This is a genomic window from Plantactinospora sp. CA-294935, assembly GCF_050936445.1.
Classification (GTDB): Bacteria; Actinomycetota; Actinomycetes; order Mycobacteriales; family Micromonosporaceae; genus Plantactinospora.
In genome coordinates, this window is record NZ_JBNJMU010000001.1 from 5,665,204 (window position 1) to 5,686,011 (window position 20,808).

The following is a 20,808-nucleotide window of genomic DNA, read 5'->3' on the forward strand; positions in this document are numbered from 1 at the left end:
CACAAAGGAGCGAACGAATGCCTCGACCCAGCCGACGCACCTTTCTCAGGACCACCACGCTCGCCGGTATCGGCGCAGCCGCGGGACTGACCACCTCCACGGTGGGGGCGTCGCGAGCGGACGCGCGGTCGCCTGTCGAGTACGTCACGGTGTTCGAGTCGCTGATGGGCGGGTACCACACGTTCCGGATTCCGGCGGTCATCCAGGCGCCCGACGGCACGGTGCTCGCCTTCGCCGAAGGCCGTCGCACCGCAGCCGCCGACTCCGGTGACATCGACCTCGTGCTGCGCCGCTCCCACGACGGCGGTCGTACCTGGGGGCCGTTGCAGGTCGTCGGTGACAACGGACCGAACACGTTCGGCAACCCGGTTCCCCTCGTAGACCCGACATCAGGTGACATCGTCCTGCTAACCACTCACAACGCCGGGCACGTCACCGCCGCCCAGATTCGCAGCGGCACCATCCCGCCCGAGGACAGCCGGCGGCCGCACGTGCAGCGCAGCAGTGACAGCGGTGCCACCTGGTCCGACCCGGTGGACATCACCGCCGATGTCAAGAGGCCGCAATGGCGGTGGTACGCCACCGGTCCGTGCCACGGCATCGTGCTGCGGCATGGTCCGCACGCCGGTCGGATGATCGTGCCGTGCAACTACTCCACGGTGGACGAGGCCGGCTCGTCGTACGGTACGGCGCATCTCATCTTCAGCGACGATGGCGGACATACCTGGCAGCTCGGTGCCGTGGACGCAGGGCGGACGGCGACCGGTAGTCCCAACGAGAACGTCGCCGTCGAGCTCGCGGACGGCACCATATACCTCAACGGCCGCAACAACCATTTCCTGAACCCGGGCAACCGTGTCGAGACCACGAGCACCGACGGCGGCCTCAGCTTCGACCATCCCTTCGTGCCCATCCCCGAGATCGTCTCACCCCAGGTGCAGGGATCGGCGCTGGCCCTGTCGCCGGCCGCGGGCAATCGCAGCCGCATCGTCTTCTCGGGACCCGGGCACCACAGCGCCCGGGAGAACCTCACCCTGTACTCCAGCTTCGACCAGGCCAGCACATGGGGCGACGGTGTCCTCCTCTACGAGGGCCCCGCCGGCTACTCCGACCTTGTCGAGCTCGATACGGCGGAGAACGGCGTCCCGATGATCGGGGTCCTGTACGAGAGCGGTGAGCGGCTGGAGGAGATCGTCGGTTCCGGGCTGGCATACCATCAGCGGACGACCTTCGCCCGGGTGCGCGTCACGATGCTCGACACGCCGACCCCGCCTCCCCGCGTCACACCCGACGTCTCCGGTCGGGGAAACCACGCCTGGGTGAGCGGCACCCCCGCCCTCGTCACGGGCGTGCGGGGCGGGGCGCTGCAGATGTCGGGCGACTACGTGGAGCTACCCCTGAACGACGATCTGGCCTTCGGGGAGAGTCCGTTCACCGTGGCGGCCTGGTTCCGCACCGGCCATCGTGATCACAATCAGGCGCTGTTCTGGGCGTACGCCCAGAGCAGCACCAGAGCGAAGTGGCGCATCCAGTTGGAGCCAGGCGTTCCGCGCGTCTCCGCCCTCGTCGACGACACCGAGTCGGCCCGAGTCCTGGCCGGCGCCCGAAACGTCTTCGACAATCGCTGGCACCACGTGGCGTTCGTCCGGAGCCTGATCGACTGCAAGCTCTACGTCGACGGTGAGCTGGTCGCCACCACGGCTCCGGTGCTCGGGTCGGTCTCGGCCGGGGCGTTGACCGGCGTCCGTATCGGCGCCCGGGTCGACGGGATCAACCTGCCGTTCGTCGGCGACATCGACGAGGTCTGGTTGATCCGGGCCCCGATGCCCGCCTTCGCGATCCGCATCCTGATGGAGAACAACACCACAGGCAGCGAGCACGTCGTCGCCCATCTCCCCTTCAACCGCACCGAAGCCGCGCGTTCCCGGACGACGCGCTGACGTCCGCCCCGCAGCACGCTGTGGTCAACCAGGCAACGGTGAGAAAGGTGAGCAACGACATGACCGCGTCGGTGACGGATGTCGACGGGCTGGTGCATCTGCGTGCCGGTGGCGTCTCGGCGATCGTCGACAGCCGGGACGGTGGCCTGCCACGGGTCGTGTACTGGGGCGCGGACCTCGGTGACCTCGACCGCGACAGCCTGCCGGCGCTGGCTGCGGCCGCCATCCCGCCGGTCGTGCGCGGACCTGTCGACTCGGTCGTCCCCGTCGCGGTGCTGCCCGAACAGTCCGCCGGTTGGCTGGGCACGCCGGGACTGTCGGGGCACCGCGACGGGCGGGACTTTTCGGCGCAGTTCACCGTGACCGGGGTCGAGTTCGCGGAGACGTCGGACCCGGTGGAGCACCGGCTGATGGTCCGCGCCGAGGACCCGTACGCCCGGCTGGGCCTGCGGATCGAGATCGAGCTGACCGCGTCCGGCCTGTTGCGGCTGCGTGCCGGGCTGACCAACGACGATCCCGAGCGGACGTACACGCTGGACGGTGTGGTGCTCGCGCTGCCGGTGCCGGCGCGGGCCCGGGAGATCCTGGACTTCTCCGGCCGGCATGTGCGGGAACGCTCGCCGCAGCGGCACGAATTCACTCTCGGCACCCACCAGCGGGACAACCGCCGGGGGAGGACGGGGTTGGACGCGACGCTGCTGCTGCTGGCCGGCACACCGGCGTTCTCGTTCGAGAGCGGCGAGGTCTGGGGAGTACACGTCGCGTGGAGCGGCAACCACCGGACGCTGGCCGAGCGTACCCCGGACGGGTACAGCCTGCTCGGCGGCGGGGAGTTGCTGCTGCCCGGCGAGGGCACGCTCGCCCCGGGCGAGTCGTACCTGTCGCCGTGGGTCTTCGGCGGCTGGGGACGGGGGCTCAACGACCTGTCCGCCCGGTTCCACGAGTACCTGCGGGCCCGCCCCCAGCACCCGTCCGCCCGCCGCCCGGTGGTGCTCAACACCTGGGAGGCCGTCTACTTCGACCAGGACGTCGCGGTGCTGACCGAGCTCGCCAACCTCGCCGCCGAGGTGGGTGCGGAGCGGTTCGTGCTGGACGACGGCTGGTTCCGGCACCGCCGTGACGCCCGTGCCGGGCTGGGCGACTGGTATGTCGACGAGCAGGTGTGGCCAGGCGGGCTGCACGCCTTCGTCGACCACCTCCGTGCGCTCGGTCTGCAGTTCGGCCTGTGGTTCGAGCCGGAGATGGTGAATGTGGACTCGGACGTGGCCCGCGCGCATCCGGAGTGGATCCTCTCGGCCGGCTACCGGCTGCCGCTGGAGGCCCGCCACCAGCAGGTGCTCGACCTGGCCAATCCGGACGCGTTCGAGTACATCCTGACGCGGATGGACGCGCTCGTCACCGAGTACCGCATCGACTACATCAAGTGGGACCACAACCGGGACCTGGTCGAGCCGGGGCGGGCGGCGCATGGCCGGGCCGGGGCGCGCGAGCAGACCTTGGCGGTGTACCGGCTGATCGACACCCTCAAGGCCCGGCACCCCGGGCTGGAGATCGAATCGTGTTCGTCCGGGGGAGGCCGGGCGGACCTCGGCATCCTCGACCGGACCGACCGCGTCTGGGCCAGCGACTGCATCGACGCACTCGAACGGCAGCAGATCGAGCGGTGGACCGGACTGCTGCTGCCGCCCGAGCTGATCGGCTCGCACGTCGGCTCCCCGTCCGTGCACACCACCAGGCGTACCCACGGCCTTGCCTTCCGCGCCGGCACCGCCCTCATCGGCCATTTCGGCATCGAGTGGGATCTGCGGTCCGCCTCGCCCGCCGACCGGGCCGCCCTCGCCGAGTGGGTACGGCTGTACCAGCGGCACCAGGTGTTGCTCCATTCCGGACGGGTCGTCCGGGTCGACCACCCCGACCCCGCCGTCCACGTGCACGGCGTCGTCGCCACCGACCGGTCCGAGGCGCTGTTCACCGTGGTCGCCGTCGCCACCTCGGAACTCACCCGCACGGGGTTGGTCCGCATCCCGGGGCTCGACCCGGGCGCGGCCTACCGGATCACGCCGCTGGATCTCACCGCGGACGTCGCGGCATTCGTCGGGAACGCCTGCCCGCCGTGGTGGACCGGCGGCACCACGCTGCCCGGCCGGGCGCTCGCCGAGCACGGAGTGCAGTTCCCGCCGCTCTTCCCCGAACGGCTCACCCTCGTCCACCTCGTCCGGCAAGCACCGTGACAGTCCATAGAGGTCCTTCGGCCCGGGCGGCAGCAGCACCTCGGCCTCATCGAAGCGAAGGACCAGACCTGACCCAGGTAGGAGGTACCGCACTTGAAACCGAGACAAGGTCCCGGCCGGAGTCGCGGACGGCTGTTGTCCGCCCTGGTTTCCGCGCCTTTCCAGACCACCCGGGAGCAGATATGGTAACCCGTCGACTACTGTCCGCAGTGATCAGGCCGGTGGTGGTCACGCTGATGGCCGCCACCGGCGTGATGGCGGCCGGCTCCGCCGGCTCGGCCGTCACGGCGGTCGAGCCTGTGGGCACTGACAAAGTCCTGTTCAGCCGCGGAGAGGCGGGGTACTTCTGCTACCGCATCCCCACCCTTGTGAAAGCCACCAACGGTGACCTGCTGGCGATCGTCGAGGGGCGGGAGCGTAGCTGCAACGACGACGCCGACATCGACCTCGTGCTGAAGCGGTCCACCGACGGCGGCGTCACGTGGGGGTCGGTGCAGTTGATCGCGGAGGCCGGCGGGGACACCCTCGGCAACCCGGTACCGGTCGTGGACGAACGTACCGGCCGCATCGTGATCCTGGCCAACCGCAACGCCTACGGTGCCTGCCCGCCCTGCGACCGGGACGTGTACCAGCTGACCAGCGACGACCACGGGGCGACGTGGACCGCACCGCGAGAACTGCCGCACCTCAAGCGGCCGGAGTGGGACCGGTTCATCGCCAATGGGCCGGTGCACGGCATCCAGCTCAAGCGCGGCCCGCACGCCGGCCGGCTGGTCGTCAGCTCCGGCCACGAGATGAGCAACGGCGACCAGCTACCGGTCTTCGGCGCCCACCTGTACTACAGCGACGACGGTGGCGACACCTGGCAGATCGGTGCCACCATCGCCGACTTCGAGGGACGGGCCAAACCCACCGAGACCACGGTGGTCGAGCTGACCGACGGCCGGCTCTACGTCAGCGCCCGCGAGGTCGCCTCCGCGTCGGACGGGGTGCGGGCGTACGCCTACTCCAGCGATGGCGGCGAGAGCTTCGACGGCTACTTCCGGATGCTGCCGACATTCTCCACGGTGCAGGTGCAGGCGTCGCTGCTGCGGCTGACCGCCACCGACGAAGGTGATGCCCGTAACCGCATCATGATCTCCACGGTCGCGCATCCGGGCGCCCGCGAGGTCATGGCGATCCGCTCGTCGTTCGACGAGGCGCGGACGTGGCAGACCTCGGACCAGGGCAAGGTCTTCTGGTGGGGGCCGACGGCCTACTCCGACATGGTCGAGATCGGCACCGACGCCACCCACGGGACCATGGCGGGGCTGCTCTACGAGGCCGGTGCCGCCAACCCGTACGAGACCATCCGCTGGGCCCGATTCAACGAGGAGTACCTGGAGACTCCGAACGGCACCCCGGCGGGCTTCCCACCACCACCGGCGCCGGGCCCGACGACTCCGGACAGCTCACCACGGTACGACAACACCGCATACGTGCGTGGCGACGCGACACTGACCGGCGGCCGGTACGGCAAGGGCCTGGCGCTGGACAAGGTCGATGACGGGGTCGAGGTGCCCTACACGCCCGCCGTGGACGTGGAGGGCGGCGACTTCACGGCCATGACGTGGTTCCGGTACGACGCGACCACCGGCTCGCACTCCATCCTGTGGGCGTACCGGATGAATTCGGCACCGCAGATATGGCTGCGGGCCGAACCGGCGAGCGACCGCATCCGGGCCTTCCTCGGTACCGGCCTGGGCACCGCCGTGACGCTGGCATCGCCGACGGCGTACAACGACGGGGCCTGGCACCACATCGCGCTACAGCGGCTCGACCGCCAGCTCACGATGTACGTCGACGGTGTCCCGGTGGCGACGGGCACCACGCCGCCGGGCTCGGTCACAAACGGCCGCGAGTTCGGCGTCCACGGCCTGCACGTCGGCCAGCGGCTCGACGGCGCCGAACGCTTCCTCGGCACGCTCGACGAGTTCCGGTTGTACGGCCGCGCGTTGACGGCCGACGAGCTCTGCGAGATCCGTACCCGCAACGTCCCAATCGCCGGTCAGCTGCGGCTGCGGCTGCCGTTCGAAACGATCGATCCGAGGTGAGGTGATGGCACATCGGGTGGGCAACACCAACTCGTTCGGCGGGCCGCCGCCCTCGACCTGGACCAGCCGGCACGAGGAATCCTGGCGGGATGCCGTCGGCGGCTACTCCACCGTACCGGCGGGGCGGACCCTCGACGTCGCGGCGGGGATCCTCGACCGGATCGGGTACTGACCACCATGGTTCCGGATCCGACGTACGGGTACACCCTGGCGCTGTTGTCGGAGGTCGGTGCGCCACCGCCACCGGAGGACTTCGCGGAGTTCTGGACCGGTCGGTACGAGCGCGCCCGACGCGTCGATCCGGCACCGGTGGCGCGGCCGAGCCGGCACGGTGGTTCGCTGCACGACGTCGAGTTCAGCTCGCTGGACGGGGTCCGGATCGGTGGCTGGCTCAGCCTGCCGGTCGACGGACGCGTCGAACGTGGACTCGTCGTCGGGCACGGCTACGGCGGCCGGGCCGCGCCCGACGCCGTAGTCCCGGTCGAGCGGGCCGCGGTCCTCTACTTCTGTGCGCGCGGGATGCCGGCCCGCAGCCGCCTCCCGGGCATCCCGGACACCGCCCGGCTGCATGTCCGGCACGGCATCGCGGCACGGGAGACGTACGTGCACGGTGGCTGCGCGGCCGATCTCTGGTGTGCGGTAAGTGCCCTGTGTCGGCTCGTACCGGAGGCGGCGGCCCGCGTCGACTACCTGGGCGGCAGCTTCGGCGGGGGCATCGGCGCGCTCGCCGTACCGTGGGACGAACGGATCAGCAGCGCATGCCTGGTGGTGCCGAGCTTCGGCAACCACCCCCTGCGTCTGACCTTGCCCTGCACCGGAAGTGGCGAGTCGGTCCGGGAGTACGCCCGCGACCATCCGGAGGTCCGGGAGGTGCTGCGGTACTTCGACGCGGCCACCGCCGCCACCTTCCTGCGCGTCCCCACCCATGTGGGGATGGCGCTCGCCGATCCGGCGGTCCCACCGCCGGGCCAGTTCGCGGTCTACAACGCGCTCGCCGGTCCGCGGGAGCGGTTCCTCCTGACCGCGGGCCACACCGAGTACGCCGGCATGGGCGAGGAGGACCGCGCCCTGCGGGCCGCGCAACGCGACTTTCTCAACTTGTCGTTCTGACAGGGTGTTGCCGACGCGTGAGCGCCGATGGGCACCGGCGTGGTCGGCCACGCCGGTGCCCGGCTGTTGACGGACATCGCCGATGTAACCGGCTCGACCGCGGGGTTCGGGGACGTCCCGGCGACGCTTCGCCAGCGGCGTCCCCGGCATGATCCGGCGGGCCACCTGGTCCCCTTATAGGCTCACTCGATATGCGCGTGACCCACTCGCTCCTCCACGCCGAGGACCTCGCCCAGCTCGTGGAACGGGAGTACGCCATCGCAGCGCCCGTGAAGGTGAGGTTGCTGAACCGCGGCTTCAACGACACCTACCTCGTCACCGACGTCGAGGGCGGTCGCCGCGTGCTGCGGGTCTACAACCGGGAAAAGTACTGGATCCGTTCGGAATCCGACCTCCGCTTCGAACTCGACCTGCTTGAGCACCTGGCCGCGGCCGGGCTGGGCGTCATCCGCCCGTACCAGCGGACCCTCGGCGACCGGCTCGGCCGGCTGATGGCGCCCGAGGGCGAACGATGCTTCGCCCTCTTCACCCACGCGCCTGGCACGCCCTTGTACGAAGGCACCCTGACCGCCGAGCAATGGCGCGGGTTCGGCTCCGGCATCGCCCGGATGCACCTGGAGATGGACGCCTTCCGCACCAGTCACGACCGCTACCACCTCGACGAACGCATCCTCGTCGAGCGGCCGCTGGCCAGCCTGGCACCCTATGCCGGCTCGGGCCGGGCCGCGGCGGACCTCGCCGAACTCGGCACCCTCGGCGAGCGACTGACCGGCGAGATCCAGCGGCTCCGAGCGATCGGCGGCGCATACGGAATCATCCATGCGGACCTGCACCGGGGCAACACCAACATCGACGGCGACGGACGGTTCATCACGTTCGACTTCGACCACTGCGGGTTCGGGTTACGCGCGTACGACCTGGTCGCTCTCTACCGCGGGCCCGATTCGCCTGAGGAGGATCGCGAACGCTGGGCAGCGGTCCTCGCCGGCTACCAGCAGGTCCGTCCGCTGAGCCAGAGCGAGGTGGCCGGCCTCCCCGTACTGGCTGCCTGCCGGGCGATGTGGGACATCGGTGATTGGCTGGGTGCCGCCGACCGTAGCGGCGACGCCTGGGTGACCGAAGCGGTGATCGCCAGGCTGCTGACGGACGTCGGCAAAGCAGGAGTGCCTTCCGATCTGGGAAGCTCTGGCTTGTCGAAGGCCTGATCATCCCGTCGAGGCAGGCACTTGCCAGATGAAGGCTGCCGGAGCGCGGCCAAGGGTCGTGGTGAGCGCCGATGGGCGCGATGTGGTCGGCCACGCCGGTGCCCGGCCTGTTGATTGGCACCGTACAGGGTTGGATATTGCCGGGAGTCGATGTACTGTGGGAACGCTCCCAGATCGCGTCCTCCACTCCACTTGCTCGAGGAGCTGAAACATGTCGCGACGGCGTCGTCGCCCGGCCACCATGCTGGCCGGGCTGCTCGTTCTGGCCCTGTCTGCGCTCCTGTTGCCACCGGGGTCGGTGGTCAGCACCGCCGCGGCCGGCGCATCCCACACCCGCGCGGTGCCACTCGCTGAGCTGACCGTGGTATCCGAACAGGTGGCTTCCGGTCTGCAGCGTCCGATCGCGATCACCGGGCTGCCGGACGGCCGGATGCTGATCGCGGAGAAGAACGGCACCGTCCGCGCCTACCACCCCGACACCGGCTTGGCGGCTGAGCCGGTGCTCGACCTGACCGCCCGGATCGACACCTCGGACAACGAGCGCGGCCTCCTCGGCATCACGCCTGCGCCGAACTTCGCGCGGACCGGGATCCTCTACGTGGCCTACACGAGCCTGCCGGCCGGCGCGCTGACCCTGGCGCGAGTGCCCATCGGCGCTGCTGAGCGGGTGCAGGTGCTGCTCACCCAGGAGCACGCCGAGTACGGCAACCACAACGGCGGACAGGTAGCGTTCGGCCGCGACGGCTACCTCTACTGGTCTCTCGGCGACGGCGGCCACGCGAACGACCCGTTCAAGGCCGGTCAGGACCTCGGCACCCTGCTCGGCAAGATCGTGCGGATCGACGTCAATCGCAGCTGCGGGGCGAAGCCCTACTGCGTGCCCTCCGACAACCCGTTCGTCCGCACGCGCGGCGCGCGGCCAGAGATCTGGCTCTATGGGCTGCGTAACCCGTGGCGGTTCTCCGTCGACCCGGTCGACGGCTCGCTGTGGATCGGTGACGTCGGCCAGGGCCTGGTCGAGGAGATCAACCACATCCGCCCGTGGCAGGGTGGGGCGAACCTCGGCTGGTCCTGCCGGGAGGGCACCCCGGTGTTCGACCCGGAGCAATGCCGGTCGGGCGTGCGGTACACCGACCCGGTCTTCGAGTACGAACATTTCATGACGGAGAGCTGTTCGGTGACCGGCGGCGTGGTGTACCGAGGGTCCGCCACCCCGGAGGCGTGGGGGACCTACGTCGCGAGCGACTACTGCTCGACCCTCGCGTTCGCCGTACGTCCCAAACCCACGGGCGGCTACGAGTCCGCCACGATCGGCAACTTCCCCATCCAGCCGACTGCGATCGACGCCGACGTGCACGGCGAGCTGTACGTGCTCAGTGACCTCCCGGGGTGGCTGAGCCGGGTGCGGTTCGAGCGGGTCCAGCCAGCCTCTGGCGGCGGGGCGGCGAACCGCTGAACCCCGGGGCAATCCCTCCGCATCCGCAAGACCCGGGGACGGCCGCGTCCGGGCGGCCCTCCCCGGCTCACTCCGATGCAGGCCTCGGGCGCGCTTCTTCTTGACGAATCTGTTGCGTCGTCGGTCGGGGCCCGGGGCAGAGTTGGCGGGTGACGCAATCGCGCCATCGTCGTCCGTGGTCGCCGGCCGGGTCCGTGTTCGCCGGGTTCCGGTGTGCGGCTGAGGTGATCGTGGATGCGGTCCGCTGGTCCCGCACGCTCGGGCTGGACGTCCACCAGTCGATCCGCGGCTGCGCGTGCAGCCGTGATGAGAGCGACCCCACCGGTCACCTCGACCAAGCCTGCCCGGGCTGCGGTCGTACCACCAGCCAGCAGGTAGCACGATGGCCTGGTGACCTTGCCCGACCGAGCCGAGGTCGCGGCGTTGCTCCGACGGCTGGACGACCCCGCACGCCTCGCGCACCCGGCAATGTTCGATTACGCGGCTGAGCAGCGGCGTTTCCAGTCGCTGGTGGCCGAGTTGGAACAGCGGTTCGGGTGCACCTGCGAGGCCGAGGCGGTCGCCAGGTTCAGGACGCGAGCTACCTGGGGCAACTGGTGGTACCGGCGTCCGCGACGGCGAACGGCGTGGCGATCTTCGTTCGTGTGAGCAACTTCGGTGGCTTGGCGTTGCTGGGCGCGGAGGGACCAGGCAGTTGCGACGCCGAAACTCTGTACCTGATCGCTGAGACCGATCGCAGGGTGGTGCTGGAGGTACTGGCAGCGCTGAACGATGTGCCGCTGCGGGAGGATGTGCTGTCCTCCGATATTTCGACTACCTGTGAGGTGAGTGCGGCGTGACGACGGTAGCGCCCAACAGGCCGGCGCCGGTCGATGAGGGTCTGGTCAAGGTCTGGTTTCGATTCGTGCCCCGGGAGGGATGGCTTCCGTACGACACCGAGGGCTTGTGGGCACAGCCGTTGAGTGCGGACACGGCGCGGGTGGCGAACGTGCCGTTCCTGCAGGACGGCGTCGCGGAGGGTGACGTCGTGCGCTTCATGACCGACGACGACGGTAGGCGGTGGGCGGTGGGGCGGGTCGAGCCGTCGGGCAACTGCACGATCCGTGTGTTGCCGGTGCCTGATGGTGCGCTGGGACGTAGTGCCCAGGCGGTTCACGAGCGTTTCGCAAGCTTCGGACTTGGTGGCGAGGCGTTCAGCGAGACGTTCCCGCTGGTGGCGTTGAACGTGCCGGCGGGTGCTGACCTGGCCGCGATCAAGCAGTTGTTGGTGTCGGGGGAGGCGCAGGGCTGGTGGAAGTTCGAGGAGGGTTGCGTCACCGACGCCTGGCGCGCCGCATAGCCGGTTTGGTCGGCGTCGTATGAGGCCGAGGTGGCGCCCGGACGATGCGGGGCAAGGGACTGCTCTGCGCGGAGGCGGCGAACGCGTGCCGCTGGCGTGCCGGCTGGTGTTGTCCGCGCAGGAGTGGGCGCTTCCCGTGGGCAGACCGGTCGCGCCCTCGGCCGGAACTGCCGGTCGTTGACCTCGAGTAAGAACAAGTGCTGGGGGTCGCTAATCGGCTGGCCGCTCGGCGGGTGGTAACGGCGGACGGGAGCGATTCGATGCTGTGGCGCCGGTCGGATCAATGCAGGTCGTTGACCGCGACGCCCTCGACATCGGCGTCGTTCGCCAGGGCGGCGCGTAGGTGGCTGCGCCCGATCCGCCCGAAGCCGTTGGGGCCGATGCGTACCGCCATGGCGTTCACTTCCTCCTGTCGTTCTTGTCGTTCGGCGTGGATGGTGCCGCCGCCCGGAACACGTCGAGGGCGCCGGCGCGGGCGTCGTCGAACGGGCCCGGGTCCTGCTGCGCGATCGCGAGGGCGATCACGGACTCGCCGATGGCCGGGCGGATCCGTGACCGGCTGCCTTGGCACCGGTGACCGGACGCGGCGCCCACCGGCGCCGCGTCCGGGTCCTCCCTCAGTACCGGTAGGCGCGGATGACGGTCTGGTTGACCGTGTTACCGCTGGTGTCCGTCGCGGCGGACCGCAGCGAGACGAAGCCGGTGCCGGCCGGGTTGCGCACCCAGGCGACCGCCTTCTCGCCGGACCGCCGCACGGGCAGCTGCCGCCAGGTCTTGCCGTCGTCGAAGGACGCTTCGACGGTCAAGGTCTTGGTCCGGCCCGGCGCCGCTCCGACCTGACGGTCGAGCGAGACTGGGATCGCGAACAGCCGGCCGGCCGGCGCCCGGTTGTCGATGTCGAGCTCCGGGGTGTACCGGATCGCCGTCATCGGCAGCTTCACCAGGTCGCCGTCGCTGACGTGCGCGGACTTGAAGGTCCACTCCGCGTCGACCACGGTCGACAGGGTGAACGCCGGGTCGCTGCGGAAGGTTGCGGCCAGCCGGTAGTCACCCTTCTCCGCCGGCACGTCCCACGACCAGGGCGCCTGGTTCGCGTCGCCGACCTTGACCCCGTTGCGGTAGAGGTCCACCTGCACGCTGCCGCCGACGATCTGCCGGAACCCCATGTGCCCGCTGCCGTCGCCGTGCAGCGGCCCCGGTCCGCCCATCGTGTCGCCCCAGTAGCGGGTGGCGAACTGTTGGCCGAAGTTCGGCTCTGGGAAGACCGGCCCGGCCACCGCGTTGGCCCACTTCACCGTGTACGTGCGGCCGGGCCGGAAGCTGGCCCACGTCGACTGGTAGTAGGTGTATCCCTGCTGGGCCGAGGTCGACTGCCACACCGCCAACTTGTCCTGGTTGTAGTACTCGGTGATGGTGCTCGGCACGTCGTAGGTGAAGCTCGGCGGGGCCTGGCGCCCGTCGGCCGACCGGGTGATCGGCGAGTTGCCGGGCGCGTGCGCGAACGCGAGCCGCGAAACCGGCACGCCGGCAACGTCCGCGCCGACCTGGGAGCGGACCGTGGCGAAGTCACCCGTGCGCAGCTTGCGGGTCAGCCCGGTCATCATCCTCTGCGGTTCGTAGAGGTAGACCCGGTAGACGTACGGGCTGTTGTGCAGGCGGCCGTCCTGGGCCACCTGGCCCCACGTCCCGTTGACGTAGGAGACGAAGCCAGGTGTCTTGCCGGCCCCGATCTGTGCGGTCCGCACGTGGTCGAAGGGAACGTTCATCAGCACGCCGTACGGGTCGTTGCTGCCCCAGATCTGCGGCTGCTCGGTCCGGATCGTCCAGCCGGACTCCTGGAAGACTGCGGTGGCCTTCGGGTTCGGCACCGACACCGCGATCGGCTTCGCCAGGCGGGTGTCCATGGTGAGCGCCTGGTCCCTGGTCAGGTCGAGGCTCGGGCGCACCAGCGACGTGATCTGCGGGAAGGACGGGTCGCCGCTCTGTAGGTAGGTCTGGACCAGGTAGCGGCCCGCGCGGATGCGGTACCGGGTGGTCGCGGGGTCGCCGAGCACCAGAATGGCCTGCCGGTCCAGGTCGGTCAGGATGGTCACCCAACCCTGCCCGGCCGTGGGTGCTCCGCCGTCCGGCCCGACGAGCTTGAGGGTCAGCAGGTGGCGGGCGACGTCGAGCGCGACCGGGGTCTGCACCTGCGTGCCACCGCCGGTGGCGGTCACCTCACCGCCGAAGTAGCGGTCGGGCAGGTCGACGCTGGCCTGCACGGTGATGGTCACGGTGGCCGTGCCGCCGGCCGGGACCGTGACCGAGGAGGCGCTGAGGCTGAACAGGCCGGCCGGTGCCGGGGCGCCGTCGGCGTCCTTGGCGTCGAGGGAGACGGCCAGGGTGAGGGCAGAAGAGCCGCTGTTCGCGTACGTGACCGTGTGCGTCTGCGCAGCGGTGGTCCGTTCGAAGGCGACGCTGGCCGGGCTAGCCGTGACGGTCTGCTGGATCGCCCGGGCGACGTCGACGAAACCCGCGCCCTGCTCGTAGACGCCGATGGCAGCGCTCGGCTGCGCGGCCGCCATCAGCGTGGACTTGATCCGCTCAGGCGTCCAGTCCGGGTGCTGCTGGGTCAGAATCGCCGCCGCGCCAGCAATGTGCGGAGTCGCCATCGAAGTGCCGGAGAGGCTGGCGTACTGCGGGTTCTCGTCGTCCGGCCACAGGTCGGAGGTCGAGCTGCGCGCGGCGACAATGCCAACACCGGGTGCGGTGAGGTCCGGCTTGATACCGGCGTCACCCGCGCGCGGACCACGGCTGGAAAACTCGGCCAGCTCGCCCGTCCTGGTCACGGCACCCACGGTCAATGCCTCGGCCACGCCGCCGGGCGAGTTCACCGTGGACTCGCCGGCCAGGCCGTCGTTGCCCGCGGCGACGACGAAGAGCATGCCGTAGCGGTGGGTGAGGTCGGCCAGGGCCGCCTCGATCGGGTCGGTCTCCGGGCTGTCCGGGCCGCCGAGGCTCATGTTGGCGACCTTGACGCCCTGCTGCGCCGTCCAGGTCATGCCCGCCAGGATCGCCGACTCCGGGCAGCCCTCTGCGGTGCAGACCTTGGCGCTGTAGAGAGTCGCGCCGGGTGCCATGCCCTGGTAACGGCCCTGGGATGCGGCGGCGCTGCCGGCGATGGTGGAGGCGACGTGGGTGCCGTGGCCGACGCGGTCGAGGGCATCTGGGTCGGCGGTGAAGTTCTCCGCGGCGGCGACCTGTCCGGCCAGGTCGGGGTGGGTCTGGTCGACGCCGGTGTCGATCACGCCGACCTTCACCCCCGTTCCCGTCCAGCCTGCCTTCCAGGCCTGCGGCGCGCCGGTCAGCGGGACGCTGACGTCGAGGGTGGGTTGGCGCAGTCCGTCGAGCCAGATCTTGTCGAACCCGGGCCGCAGTTGCCGTTCGGTGCCACTCGCGGCGGACGTGATGCTGTTCCAGAAGGACACCGCGTCCGCGCGGCTCTGCGCGACAGCGCTCGCCCCGGAGAGCGCCCGGGTGGTCCGGGCGCCGACCAGGCCGGTGGGGGCGACGCTGCTGTGCTGGACGATGAGTGGCAGGGCGGCCCGGGTGTCGTCGTAGCCGAAGCGGACCAGCATCGAGATGTCGAAAAGCCGGGAGTCGAGCTTGCCCCGGTTGAGCAGGCCCACGGCGTCGGCGGGGATGACCCGCACGTCCTCGCCGGCGCTGTGGGTGATGAACGGGATCCGTTCCCGTCCCTTGCCCGGCACGACGTCGACAGCGGTCTGGCCGTCCACAGCACCGAGGCGGACCACGTCGCCGGTGAGCAGAGTGACCGTCCGGGGCTTGGACGCGACCACGGGTGTGGTCGCCGGCTTCCCGGCCCCGGGCTGCGCCGACGCCGGCACACCGCCCGGAGTCACCACCGAGACGCCCAGCACCAGCAGTGCCAGCGCCGACAACTTGCGAACTGAACGCATCATTCTCCCTGGATCGAACGCGAGAGGTATCCAGGTGATCTTGACCCGACCGGCGAGTGGAAGTTTATCCCGAGTGACCTGGGTCACTGTGCGGGGTCAGGCCTCCGTGGGCGACGGCGGGCGTTGCCGGGCGAAGCGCCGCGCGCTGGGGACGGTCGCGGCGAGCGCGGGGGCGAGGAAGCAGACGAGGGCGCTGGTGCCGAGTACGGCGGTCGTGCCGAAGGTGTCGATCGCGGGGGCGATGAGGGCGAGGCCGAGCGGGGCGAGCCCGTAGGAGGTCAGGAAGTCCAGCGAGGACACCCGGGCGAGTTTGCGGGGTTCCACCTCGCGTTGGGTGGCGGTGAACCACGGCACGTTGAACAGTTCGATCCCGACGCCGGCGAGCACGTACGCGGTGATCACCAGGAGGGGGTGCACGGGCAGCATGAGGCTGAGCGGGGCGAAGCCGTAGCAGGCCAGGCCGGCGAGCGCGGCCCAGCCCTGGTCCCGCGGGCGCCACCGCGCGATCAGCAGAGCGCCTGCGAGTGCGCCGACGGTGTACGCGGTGGCGGCGCCAGCCAGGACGGCCTCGGTGCCGTACCGGTCTCGGCTGATCAGCGGTAGGGCGACACCGGTGGCGGAGTAGCCGGTGGCGATGACGGCGGTCAGCGCGCCCAGGCCGGCGAGGAACCAGGGGTGTCGGCGGGCTTCGCGCACCCCGTCGGCGAACTCGGCGAAGAAGGTGCCGTGGGACTGTCCGGCCTGTGGCACGGGTGCTCCCGCCGGGGGCAGCAGGGCCGTGACCAGCCAGAGCAGGGCAATGCCGAGGAGCAGGGCGCTGGTGTCGAGAACGGTGGCCAGCAGCGCGGTCAGTGCGGGTGCGACCAGCGTGGTGACCCGGACGGAGAGGGTCATGGCGGCGTTGGCCTGCTGGCGCTGTTCTTCGTCCACGACTTCGGCGGTCAACGCCTGGAACGCCGGCCGGCATGCGCCCTGTCCGGCCCCGGCGACCACCGCCGCGACGGTTGTCAGCGGCACCGACCAGCCCATTCCCGCCGCGATCACTGGCGTCGCGGCCGCGGCGGCCAGTCCGGAGAACAGGACCACCCTGCGGCGGGAGTAGCGGTCGGCGACTACCCCGCCAACGGCGACCGCGGCGAGGAAACCCACTGTGCGGGCGGCCAGCAGCAGCCCGAGCCCGGCGGGGGAGAGTTCACGGTCGAGTACCGCGAGGCCGAGGACGAACGGCAGCGCCCAGGTCGCCAACCCGGACGCGGTGGTGCCCGACCACAGGCGGAGAAACGCCTGATCCCGCAGGACGGACGGCTGCCTCGGGGCGTTCTGGGAAAGGCGGGGCGGTGCGGTCACGAGCGAGGGCTCCTCCTGCGGCGCCGGCTGCCGCGCCGTCACCGGGTACTAATAAGAATGGTTGTCGTTACAGTACGACTGACGGCTCTTCGGTAGCTCGGCGCCCCTGAAGAGACGGAGCCGTCGAGGTTGCCGGACGGTTCGCGGCCTGGGCGACCTGTCAGGGGCGACAGAGAGCCCGCATGGGCTCACGACCTGTGTATCCGGGCTGCTCGCGCCGGCGCAGGGTCGTCGGTACCTCGCGGGGTCGAGGCAAGAAATGCACCCGATCACGCGCAATCAGGCACCTTGCTAGGACATGGCTCGGAAGGACCGCTAAAGTACCCTGGTGAAAATGGTTTCCATCGCAAGCGTACAGGGGTACCTCGGATGAAGATCGCGTTCGTCGGCAAGGGCGGCAGCGGCAAGACCACGCTGGCCGCCTTGGTCGCCCGTCACCTCGCCGCCGCGGGTCGTCCGGTGCTGGCCATCGATGCCGACATCAACCAGCATCTGGCATGCGCGCTCGGTGCCGATGTGCGTCAGGCGGCACAGCTTCCGCCGCTGGGCGAGTCCCTGACTGAGATCAAGGAGTACCTGCGGGGCGACAATCCGCTGATCAGTTCGGCGGCGGCGATGGTCAAGACCACTCCGCCCGGCACCGGTTCCCGCCTGCTGCGGATCGTGGAGGACAACCCGATCTACGCGGCCTGCGTTCGCGAGGTGAACGGCGTACGGCTGGCCGTCACCGGCGCCTTCACCGAAGCCGACCTGGGCGTGGCCTGCTACCACTCCAAGGTCGGCGCGGTCGAACTCCTGCTCAACCACCTCGTCGACGGACCCGGCGAATACGTCGTGGTCGACATGACCGCCGGTGCCGACTCGTTCGCCTCCGGCCTGTTCACCCGCTTCGATCGCACCTTCCTGGTCTGCGAGCCGACGCTGCGCAGCGTCGCCGTCTACCAGCAGTACGCCGGCTACGCCCGCGACTACGGGGTCGCGCTCAGCGTCGTGGGCAACAAGGTCGAGGACCCGTCGGACGTGGACTTCCTCCGCGACCATGTAGGCGCGGACCTGCTCGCCTGGATCAGCCGCTCCGGGTACGTGCGGGCGGCCGAACGTGGCACCGTCGGCCCGCTCGACGAACTCGAAGCCGCGAACCACGCCGTGCTGGCACAGTTGACCGAGACGGTCGACGCGACGGCCCAGGACTGGGTCGCGTTCACCCGGCACGCCCACGAGTTCCACCGCCGCAACGCCAGCGCCTGGGCCAACGACCGTACCGGGGTGGACCTCACCGCACAGATCGACCCGGATTTCGCGATGGGTCCGGCCGCGCTGCGTCGTCCGGTGCCGATGGCCGGCTGAGCTTCGGGTAACGGCGGTGGGGTCAGCGCGCGCAGGTGGCGCAGGTGCCGAAGATCTCGAGGGTGTGACCGACATCGGTGAACCCGTGCTGGGCGGCCACCTGGTCGGCCCAACGCTCCACCGCCGGCCCGGCCACCTCCACCGTCCGGCCGCAGTTGCGGCAGACGAGGTGGTGGTGGTGCCTGCCCTGGCTGCATCGACGGAACAACTGCTCCCCGCCGGGTAGCCGGGTGGAGTCGATCTCCCCGGCGTCTACGAGCAGTTGGAGCGTCCGGTAGACGGTGGTGAGTCCGACCCGCGCCTCACGGGCAATCAGCATCTGGTGCAACTGCTGCGCGGTGTAGAAGCCCTCGACCTCGCGCAGCAGGGCCAGGACCTCGGCCCGCTGTCGCGTGTTCCGGGTCACGTTTGGCATTGCCTGGTTCACCGTACCGCCGTCTCCGTGAATGTCTCCGCTGGCAGCGCAGCCAACCTTGAAGGCCTGGCCGCGTCGTGGATAACGCCTGATGGCAGGCGTATCCATTATGCGTCGTCCCGAAGGTCGGCGGCTCGTCACAGCACGAAGCGGTCAGGGCGGTTTCCGTCGTGATAGTGGAGCCGGCGGCCGTTGCCGGACAGGGAGATCGACTTCCGCGCCGGTGCGGACCGTCCCGGCGCCCAGCTCCGACAGGTCGTGCCGGACCAGTAGTCGCGATGGGTCGTCAGCGAGCAGGGCGTGCCGGACCGGCAGCCGCGATGGGTCGTCAGCGAACAGGGCGTGCGCCACCGCGACGGTGATGCCCGGCGCCGTCGGCGCGGTCCGCGGCCGGCCGGCGGGCCAGGGATCTTGCCGGCCCTGGGGTACCCAGCTCGACGCACCCGTGATGAAACTGGTTTCCAGTACCATCTAGTCGGGTGGTTTCATCGCGGGGAGGAATCGTGGAAGGTGACCCGTACTCGGAGTCGGGCGAGTACCTGGACCTGCTCAGCCGGGGTGCGTGGCGGGCGTTGCGGGTGCCGGTCGGGGAGGCGTTGCGGCAGGCGGTACCAGTGGCCGGGCCGGTGGTGGATGTCGGTGCGGGGACCGGGCTCGGCGTCGTGGTCGCCGCCGAGGCGGTAGCGGGCGCTGGCATCGTCGCCGTGGAGCCGTCGCCGGTTCTGCGGGCGGTGCTGCTGGCGAGAGTCGCCGGCGTCGAGGAATTGCGGCGGCGGGTGACGGTGCAGGCCGCGGACGTGGCGAGCATGCGGTTGCCGGCTGAGGTCGGCGGAGTCATGGCGATCAGCATGATCGGCCATCTCTCGCCAGCGCGGCGGGCGGCCTTCTTCGCGGACGCCCGGAAGCGGCTGGTTCCCGGGGCACCGTTGATCGTGAACCTACAGCCGCCGGCCGAAGTGACCACGATTCCGCAGACCGAGTTCGCCTCGGTGGCCGTCGGCGACCGGACCTACGTTGGCAGCGGGGCGGCGCGTCCGGCCGGGGAGGACAGCGTTACCTGGACGATGACATACCGGGTCCTGACGGTTCACGGTGTCGTCGAGCGGGAGGTCGTGGTGGATTACCAGTGGTACGTGCTGTCCCGGCAACAGCTCCTGGACGAGCTGGCCGGAGCGGGATTCACCGCGTCAGTGGGGGAGATGGACGTGGTCACCGCCACCCCGCACGACTGAATGCCACGTGTCGTCAACCGCTGTCGGGCCATGCAGACAAGCGGATGGCTGAACCGAGTGGCTGATGCGCACAATTCTCCTGTTACCGGATGTATCGGTTGCCAGAGCGGGGCCGGATCACCCCTTGCGGTTCGCCGCGTCGAGCGGGCAGGTCGGCATGTGTAGCTCTGCGCATCTTGTTGCGTTTGAAAGTCATGTTCGACAAGATGGTGCCCGTTCCCCGGGGGGCCACGACGGCGGTACCTCCGGCTGGTCCGTGACGTCGGGGAGGCGGTATGACCGAGGAGGCGCGGCGCAAGGCGGCCCTGGTGGGGGCCTTCGACCGTGGGGCGGCGACCTATGACCAACTCGGGGTCGACTTCTTCGGTCCTCCGGGGGTGGAACTGGTACGCCGCGCCGGGGTGCGGACCGGCCAGCGGGTGCTCGATGTCGGTTGCGGGCGGGGTGCCGTGCTGGTGCCGGCGGCCCGCGCCGTGGGTGTGGCCGGTCGGGTCGTCGGTATCGATCTGGCGCCGGCGATGGTCGAGTTGACCCGGGCCGAGGTCCGCGCGGCGGGACTGTCGCAGGTCGAGGTCGAACTGGGCGATGCCGAGTCACCCCCGCTGCCGTCGGGGGAGTTCGACGTGGTGCTCGGTGGGTTCGTGGTGTTTCTCCTGTCGGATCCGGTCGCCGCGCTGCGTGGATACCGGCGGTTGCTGTGCCCGGGCGGCCGGATCGGCATGACCACTTTTGCCAGCCAGGACCCGAGGTTCACCGAGGCGATGCGGGGGTTGGCCGGTTATCTGCCGGCCGATCGGCGGCGGTCGCCGACTGCGGAGCAGGATGCGCTGTTCGCCACCGTGGACTCGACCGCAGCGCTGCTACGGGAGGCGGGATACCGGGACGTGGACGTCACGGAGGCCGCGTTCCAGAGCCGGTTCCGGGACGTCGAGCACTGGTCGGCCTGGGTGTGGTCGCACGGCGCGCGCAGCCTGCTGGAGCAGATCCCGGCGCAACGGTTGCCGGAGGCGTTCGCCGAGGTGACCCCGGTGGTGGAGGGTGCCCGCGCGGTGGACGGCGACCTCGTGTTCACCACCACCGTCCGGTTCGCGGTAGCGGTCTCGCCAGGTTGACCGGACCGCCGGGCGTCATTGA

Annotated in this window: 17 protein-coding genes; 12 read left to right on the plus strand and 5 right to left on the minus strand. The window is 70.3% G+C overall.

What is annotated here, in order from left to right:
- Positions 1-17 precede the first annotated feature (17 nt).
- From ACQEVC_RS25340 to ACQEVC_RS25380, 9 genes are all read left to right on the plus strand, one after another.
- Positions 18-1,940 carry an exo-alpha-sialidase gene (locus tag ACQEVC_RS25340; protein WP_432881927.1) on the plus strand — a complete coding sequence of 641 codons (1,923 nt, stop codon included), beginning with the start codon at positions 18-20 and terminating at the stop codon, positions 1,938-1,940.
- A gap of 47 nt (positions 1,941-1,987) precedes the next feature.
- Positions 1,988-4,171, plus strand: coding sequence for an alpha-galactosidase (locus tag ACQEVC_RS25345; RefSeq protein WP_432881929.1), 2,184 nt, complete (start codon positions 1,988-1,990; stop codon positions 4,169-4,171).
- Between the two features lie 209 nt (positions 4,172-4,380).
- A complete protein-coding gene (locus tag ACQEVC_RS25350; RefSeq protein WP_432881932.1) occupies positions 4,381-6,264 on the plus strand; it encodes an exo-alpha-sialidase in 1,884 nt (627 codons plus the stop codon).
- Positions 6,265-6,268: 4 nt separating this feature from the next.
- Positions 6,269-6,436: a hypothetical protein gene (locus ACQEVC_RS25355; RefSeq protein ID WP_432881935.1), complete on the plus strand. Its 168-nt coding sequence runs from the start codon at positions 6,269-6,271 to the stop codon at positions 6,434-6,436.
- A 5-nt stretch (positions 6,437-6,441) separates the two neighbouring features.
- Positions 6,442-7,374, plus strand: a complete 933-nt coding sequence (locus ACQEVC_RS25360) for an acetylxylan esterase (protein WP_432881937.1) — start codon at positions 6,442-6,444, stop codon at positions 7,372-7,374.
- 239 nt (positions 7,375-7,613) lie between these two features.
- Positions 7,614-8,579, plus strand: a complete 966-nt coding sequence (locus ACQEVC_RS25365; protein WP_432881940.1) for a phosphotransferase enzyme family protein — start codon at positions 7,614-7,616, stop codon at positions 8,577-8,579.
- A 211-nt stretch (positions 8,580-8,790) separates the two neighbouring features.
- Positions 8,791-10,035 (plus strand): PQQ-dependent sugar dehydrogenase, encoded by a 1,245-nt coding sequence (locus tag ACQEVC_RS25370; RefSeq protein WP_432881942.1) that lies wholly within the window; start codon positions 8,791-8,793, stop codon positions 10,033-10,035.
- Positions 10,036-10,661: 626 nt separating this feature from the next.
- Positions 10,662-10,874 (plus strand): hypothetical protein, encoded by a 213-nt coding sequence (locus tag ACQEVC_RS25375; RefSeq protein WP_432881945.1) that lies wholly within the window; start codon positions 10,662-10,664, stop codon positions 10,872-10,874.
- Positions 10,871-11,374, plus strand: coding sequence for a DUF4265 domain-containing protein (locus ACQEVC_RS25380; RefSeq protein WP_432881947.1), 504 nt, complete (start codon positions 10,871-10,873; stop codon positions 11,372-11,374). Before ACQEVC_RS25375 ends, ACQEVC_RS25380 begins: the two co-directional genes overlap by 4 nt.
- A 280-nt stretch (positions 11,375-11,654) precedes the next feature.
- Here ACQEVC_RS25380 and ACQEVC_RS25385 read toward each other — a convergent pair whose 3' ends face one another.
- The 4 genes from ACQEVC_RS25385 to ACQEVC_RS25400 form a co-directional block, all read right to left on the minus strand.
- Positions 11,655-11,768, minus strand: a complete 114-nt coding sequence (locus ACQEVC_RS25385) for a glyceraldehyde 3-phosphate dehydrogenase NAD-binding domain-containing protein (protein ID WP_432881950.1) — start codon at positions 11,766-11,768, stop codon at positions 11,655-11,657.
- Positions 11,769-11,773: 5 nt separating this feature from the next.
- Positions 11,774-11,899, minus strand: coding sequence for a hypothetical protein (locus ACQEVC_RS25390; RefSeq protein WP_432881953.1), 126 nt, complete (start codon positions 11,897-11,899; stop codon positions 11,774-11,776).
- A gap of 92 nt (positions 11,900-11,991) precedes the next feature.
- Positions 11,992-15,333, minus strand: coding sequence for a S8 family peptidase (locus tag ACQEVC_RS25395; RefSeq protein WP_432881955.1), 3,342 nt, complete (start codon positions 15,331-15,333; stop codon positions 11,992-11,994).
- A 96-nt stretch (positions 15,334-15,429) separates the two neighbouring features.
- The gene (locus ACQEVC_RS25400; RefSeq protein WP_432881958.1) at positions 15,430-16,680 is read right to left on the minus strand and encodes an MFS transporter; all 1,251 of its coding nucleotides are present in this window, start codon (positions 16,678-16,680) and stop codon (positions 15,430-15,432) included.
- A 369-nt stretch (positions 16,681-17,049) separates the two neighbouring features.
- On the opposite strand from ACQEVC_RS25400, the gene ACQEVC_RS25405 reads away from it, so the two are divergent.
- The gene (locus ACQEVC_RS25405; RefSeq protein ID WP_432881961.1) at positions 17,050-18,027 is read left to right on the plus strand and encodes an AAA family ATPase; all 978 of its coding nucleotides are present in this window, start codon (positions 17,050-17,052) and stop codon (positions 18,025-18,027) included.
- A gap of 22 nt (positions 18,028-18,049) precedes the next feature.
- Here the strand turns inward: ACQEVC_RS25405 and ACQEVC_RS25410 are convergent, their stop codons facing one another.
- Positions 18,050-18,442 (minus strand): Fur family transcriptional regulator, encoded by a 393-nt coding sequence (locus ACQEVC_RS25410; RefSeq protein WP_432881964.1) that lies wholly within the window; start codon positions 18,440-18,442, stop codon positions 18,050-18,052.
- Positions 18,443-18,945: 503 nt separating this feature from the next.
- Between ACQEVC_RS25410 and ACQEVC_RS25415 the strand changes: the two genes are divergently transcribed.
- Positions 18,946-19,674 (plus strand): methyltransferase domain-containing protein, encoded by a 729-nt coding sequence (locus tag ACQEVC_RS25415; RefSeq protein WP_432881966.1) that lies wholly within the window; start codon positions 18,946-18,948, stop codon positions 19,672-19,674.
- A gap of 275 nt (positions 19,675-19,949) precedes the next feature.
- A complete protein-coding gene (locus ACQEVC_RS25420; RefSeq protein WP_432881969.1) occupies positions 19,950-20,786 on the plus strand; it encodes a class I SAM-dependent methyltransferase in 837 nt (278 codons plus the stop codon).
- Positions 20,787-20,808: the final 22 nt, after the last annotated feature.

Bases quoted from the DNA above. Each gene is read 5' to 3' on its own strand.
- ACQEVC_RS25340 (WP_432881927.1), top strand. From the start codon at position 18: ATGCCTCGACCCAGCCGACGCACCTTTCTCAGGACCACCACGCTCGCC.
- ACQEVC_RS25355 (WP_432881935.1), top strand. From the start codon at position 6,269: ATGGCACATCGGGTGGGCAACACCAACTCGTTCGGCGGGCCGCCGCCC.
- ACQEVC_RS25360 (WP_432881937.1), top strand. From the start codon at position 6,442: ATGGTTCCGGATCCGACGTACGGGTACACCCTGGCGCTGTTGTCGGAG.
- ACQEVC_RS25370 (WP_432881942.1), top strand. From the start codon at position 8,791: ATGTCGCGACGGCGTCGTCGCCCGGCCACCATGCTGGCCGGGCTGCTC.
- ACQEVC_RS25385 (WP_432881950.1), bottom strand. From the start codon at position 11,768: ATGGCGGTACGCATCGGCCCCAACGGCTTCGGGCGGATCGGGCGCAGC.
- ACQEVC_RS25395 (WP_432881955.1), bottom strand. From the start codon at position 15,333: ATGCGTTCAGTTCGCAAGTTGTCGGCGCTGGCACTGCTGGTGCTGGGC.
- ACQEVC_RS25405 (WP_432881961.1), top strand. From the start codon at position 17,050: ATGAAGATCGCGTTCGTCGGCAAGGGCGGCAGCGGCAAGACCACGCTG.
- ACQEVC_RS25410 (WP_432881964.1), bottom strand. From the start codon at position 18,442: ATGCCAAACGTGACCCGGAACACGCGACAGCGGGCCGAGGTCCTGGCC.
- ACQEVC_RS25420 (WP_432881969.1), top strand. From the start codon at position 19,950: ATGACCGAGGAGGCGCGGCGCAAGGCGGCCCTGGTGGGGGCCTTCGAC.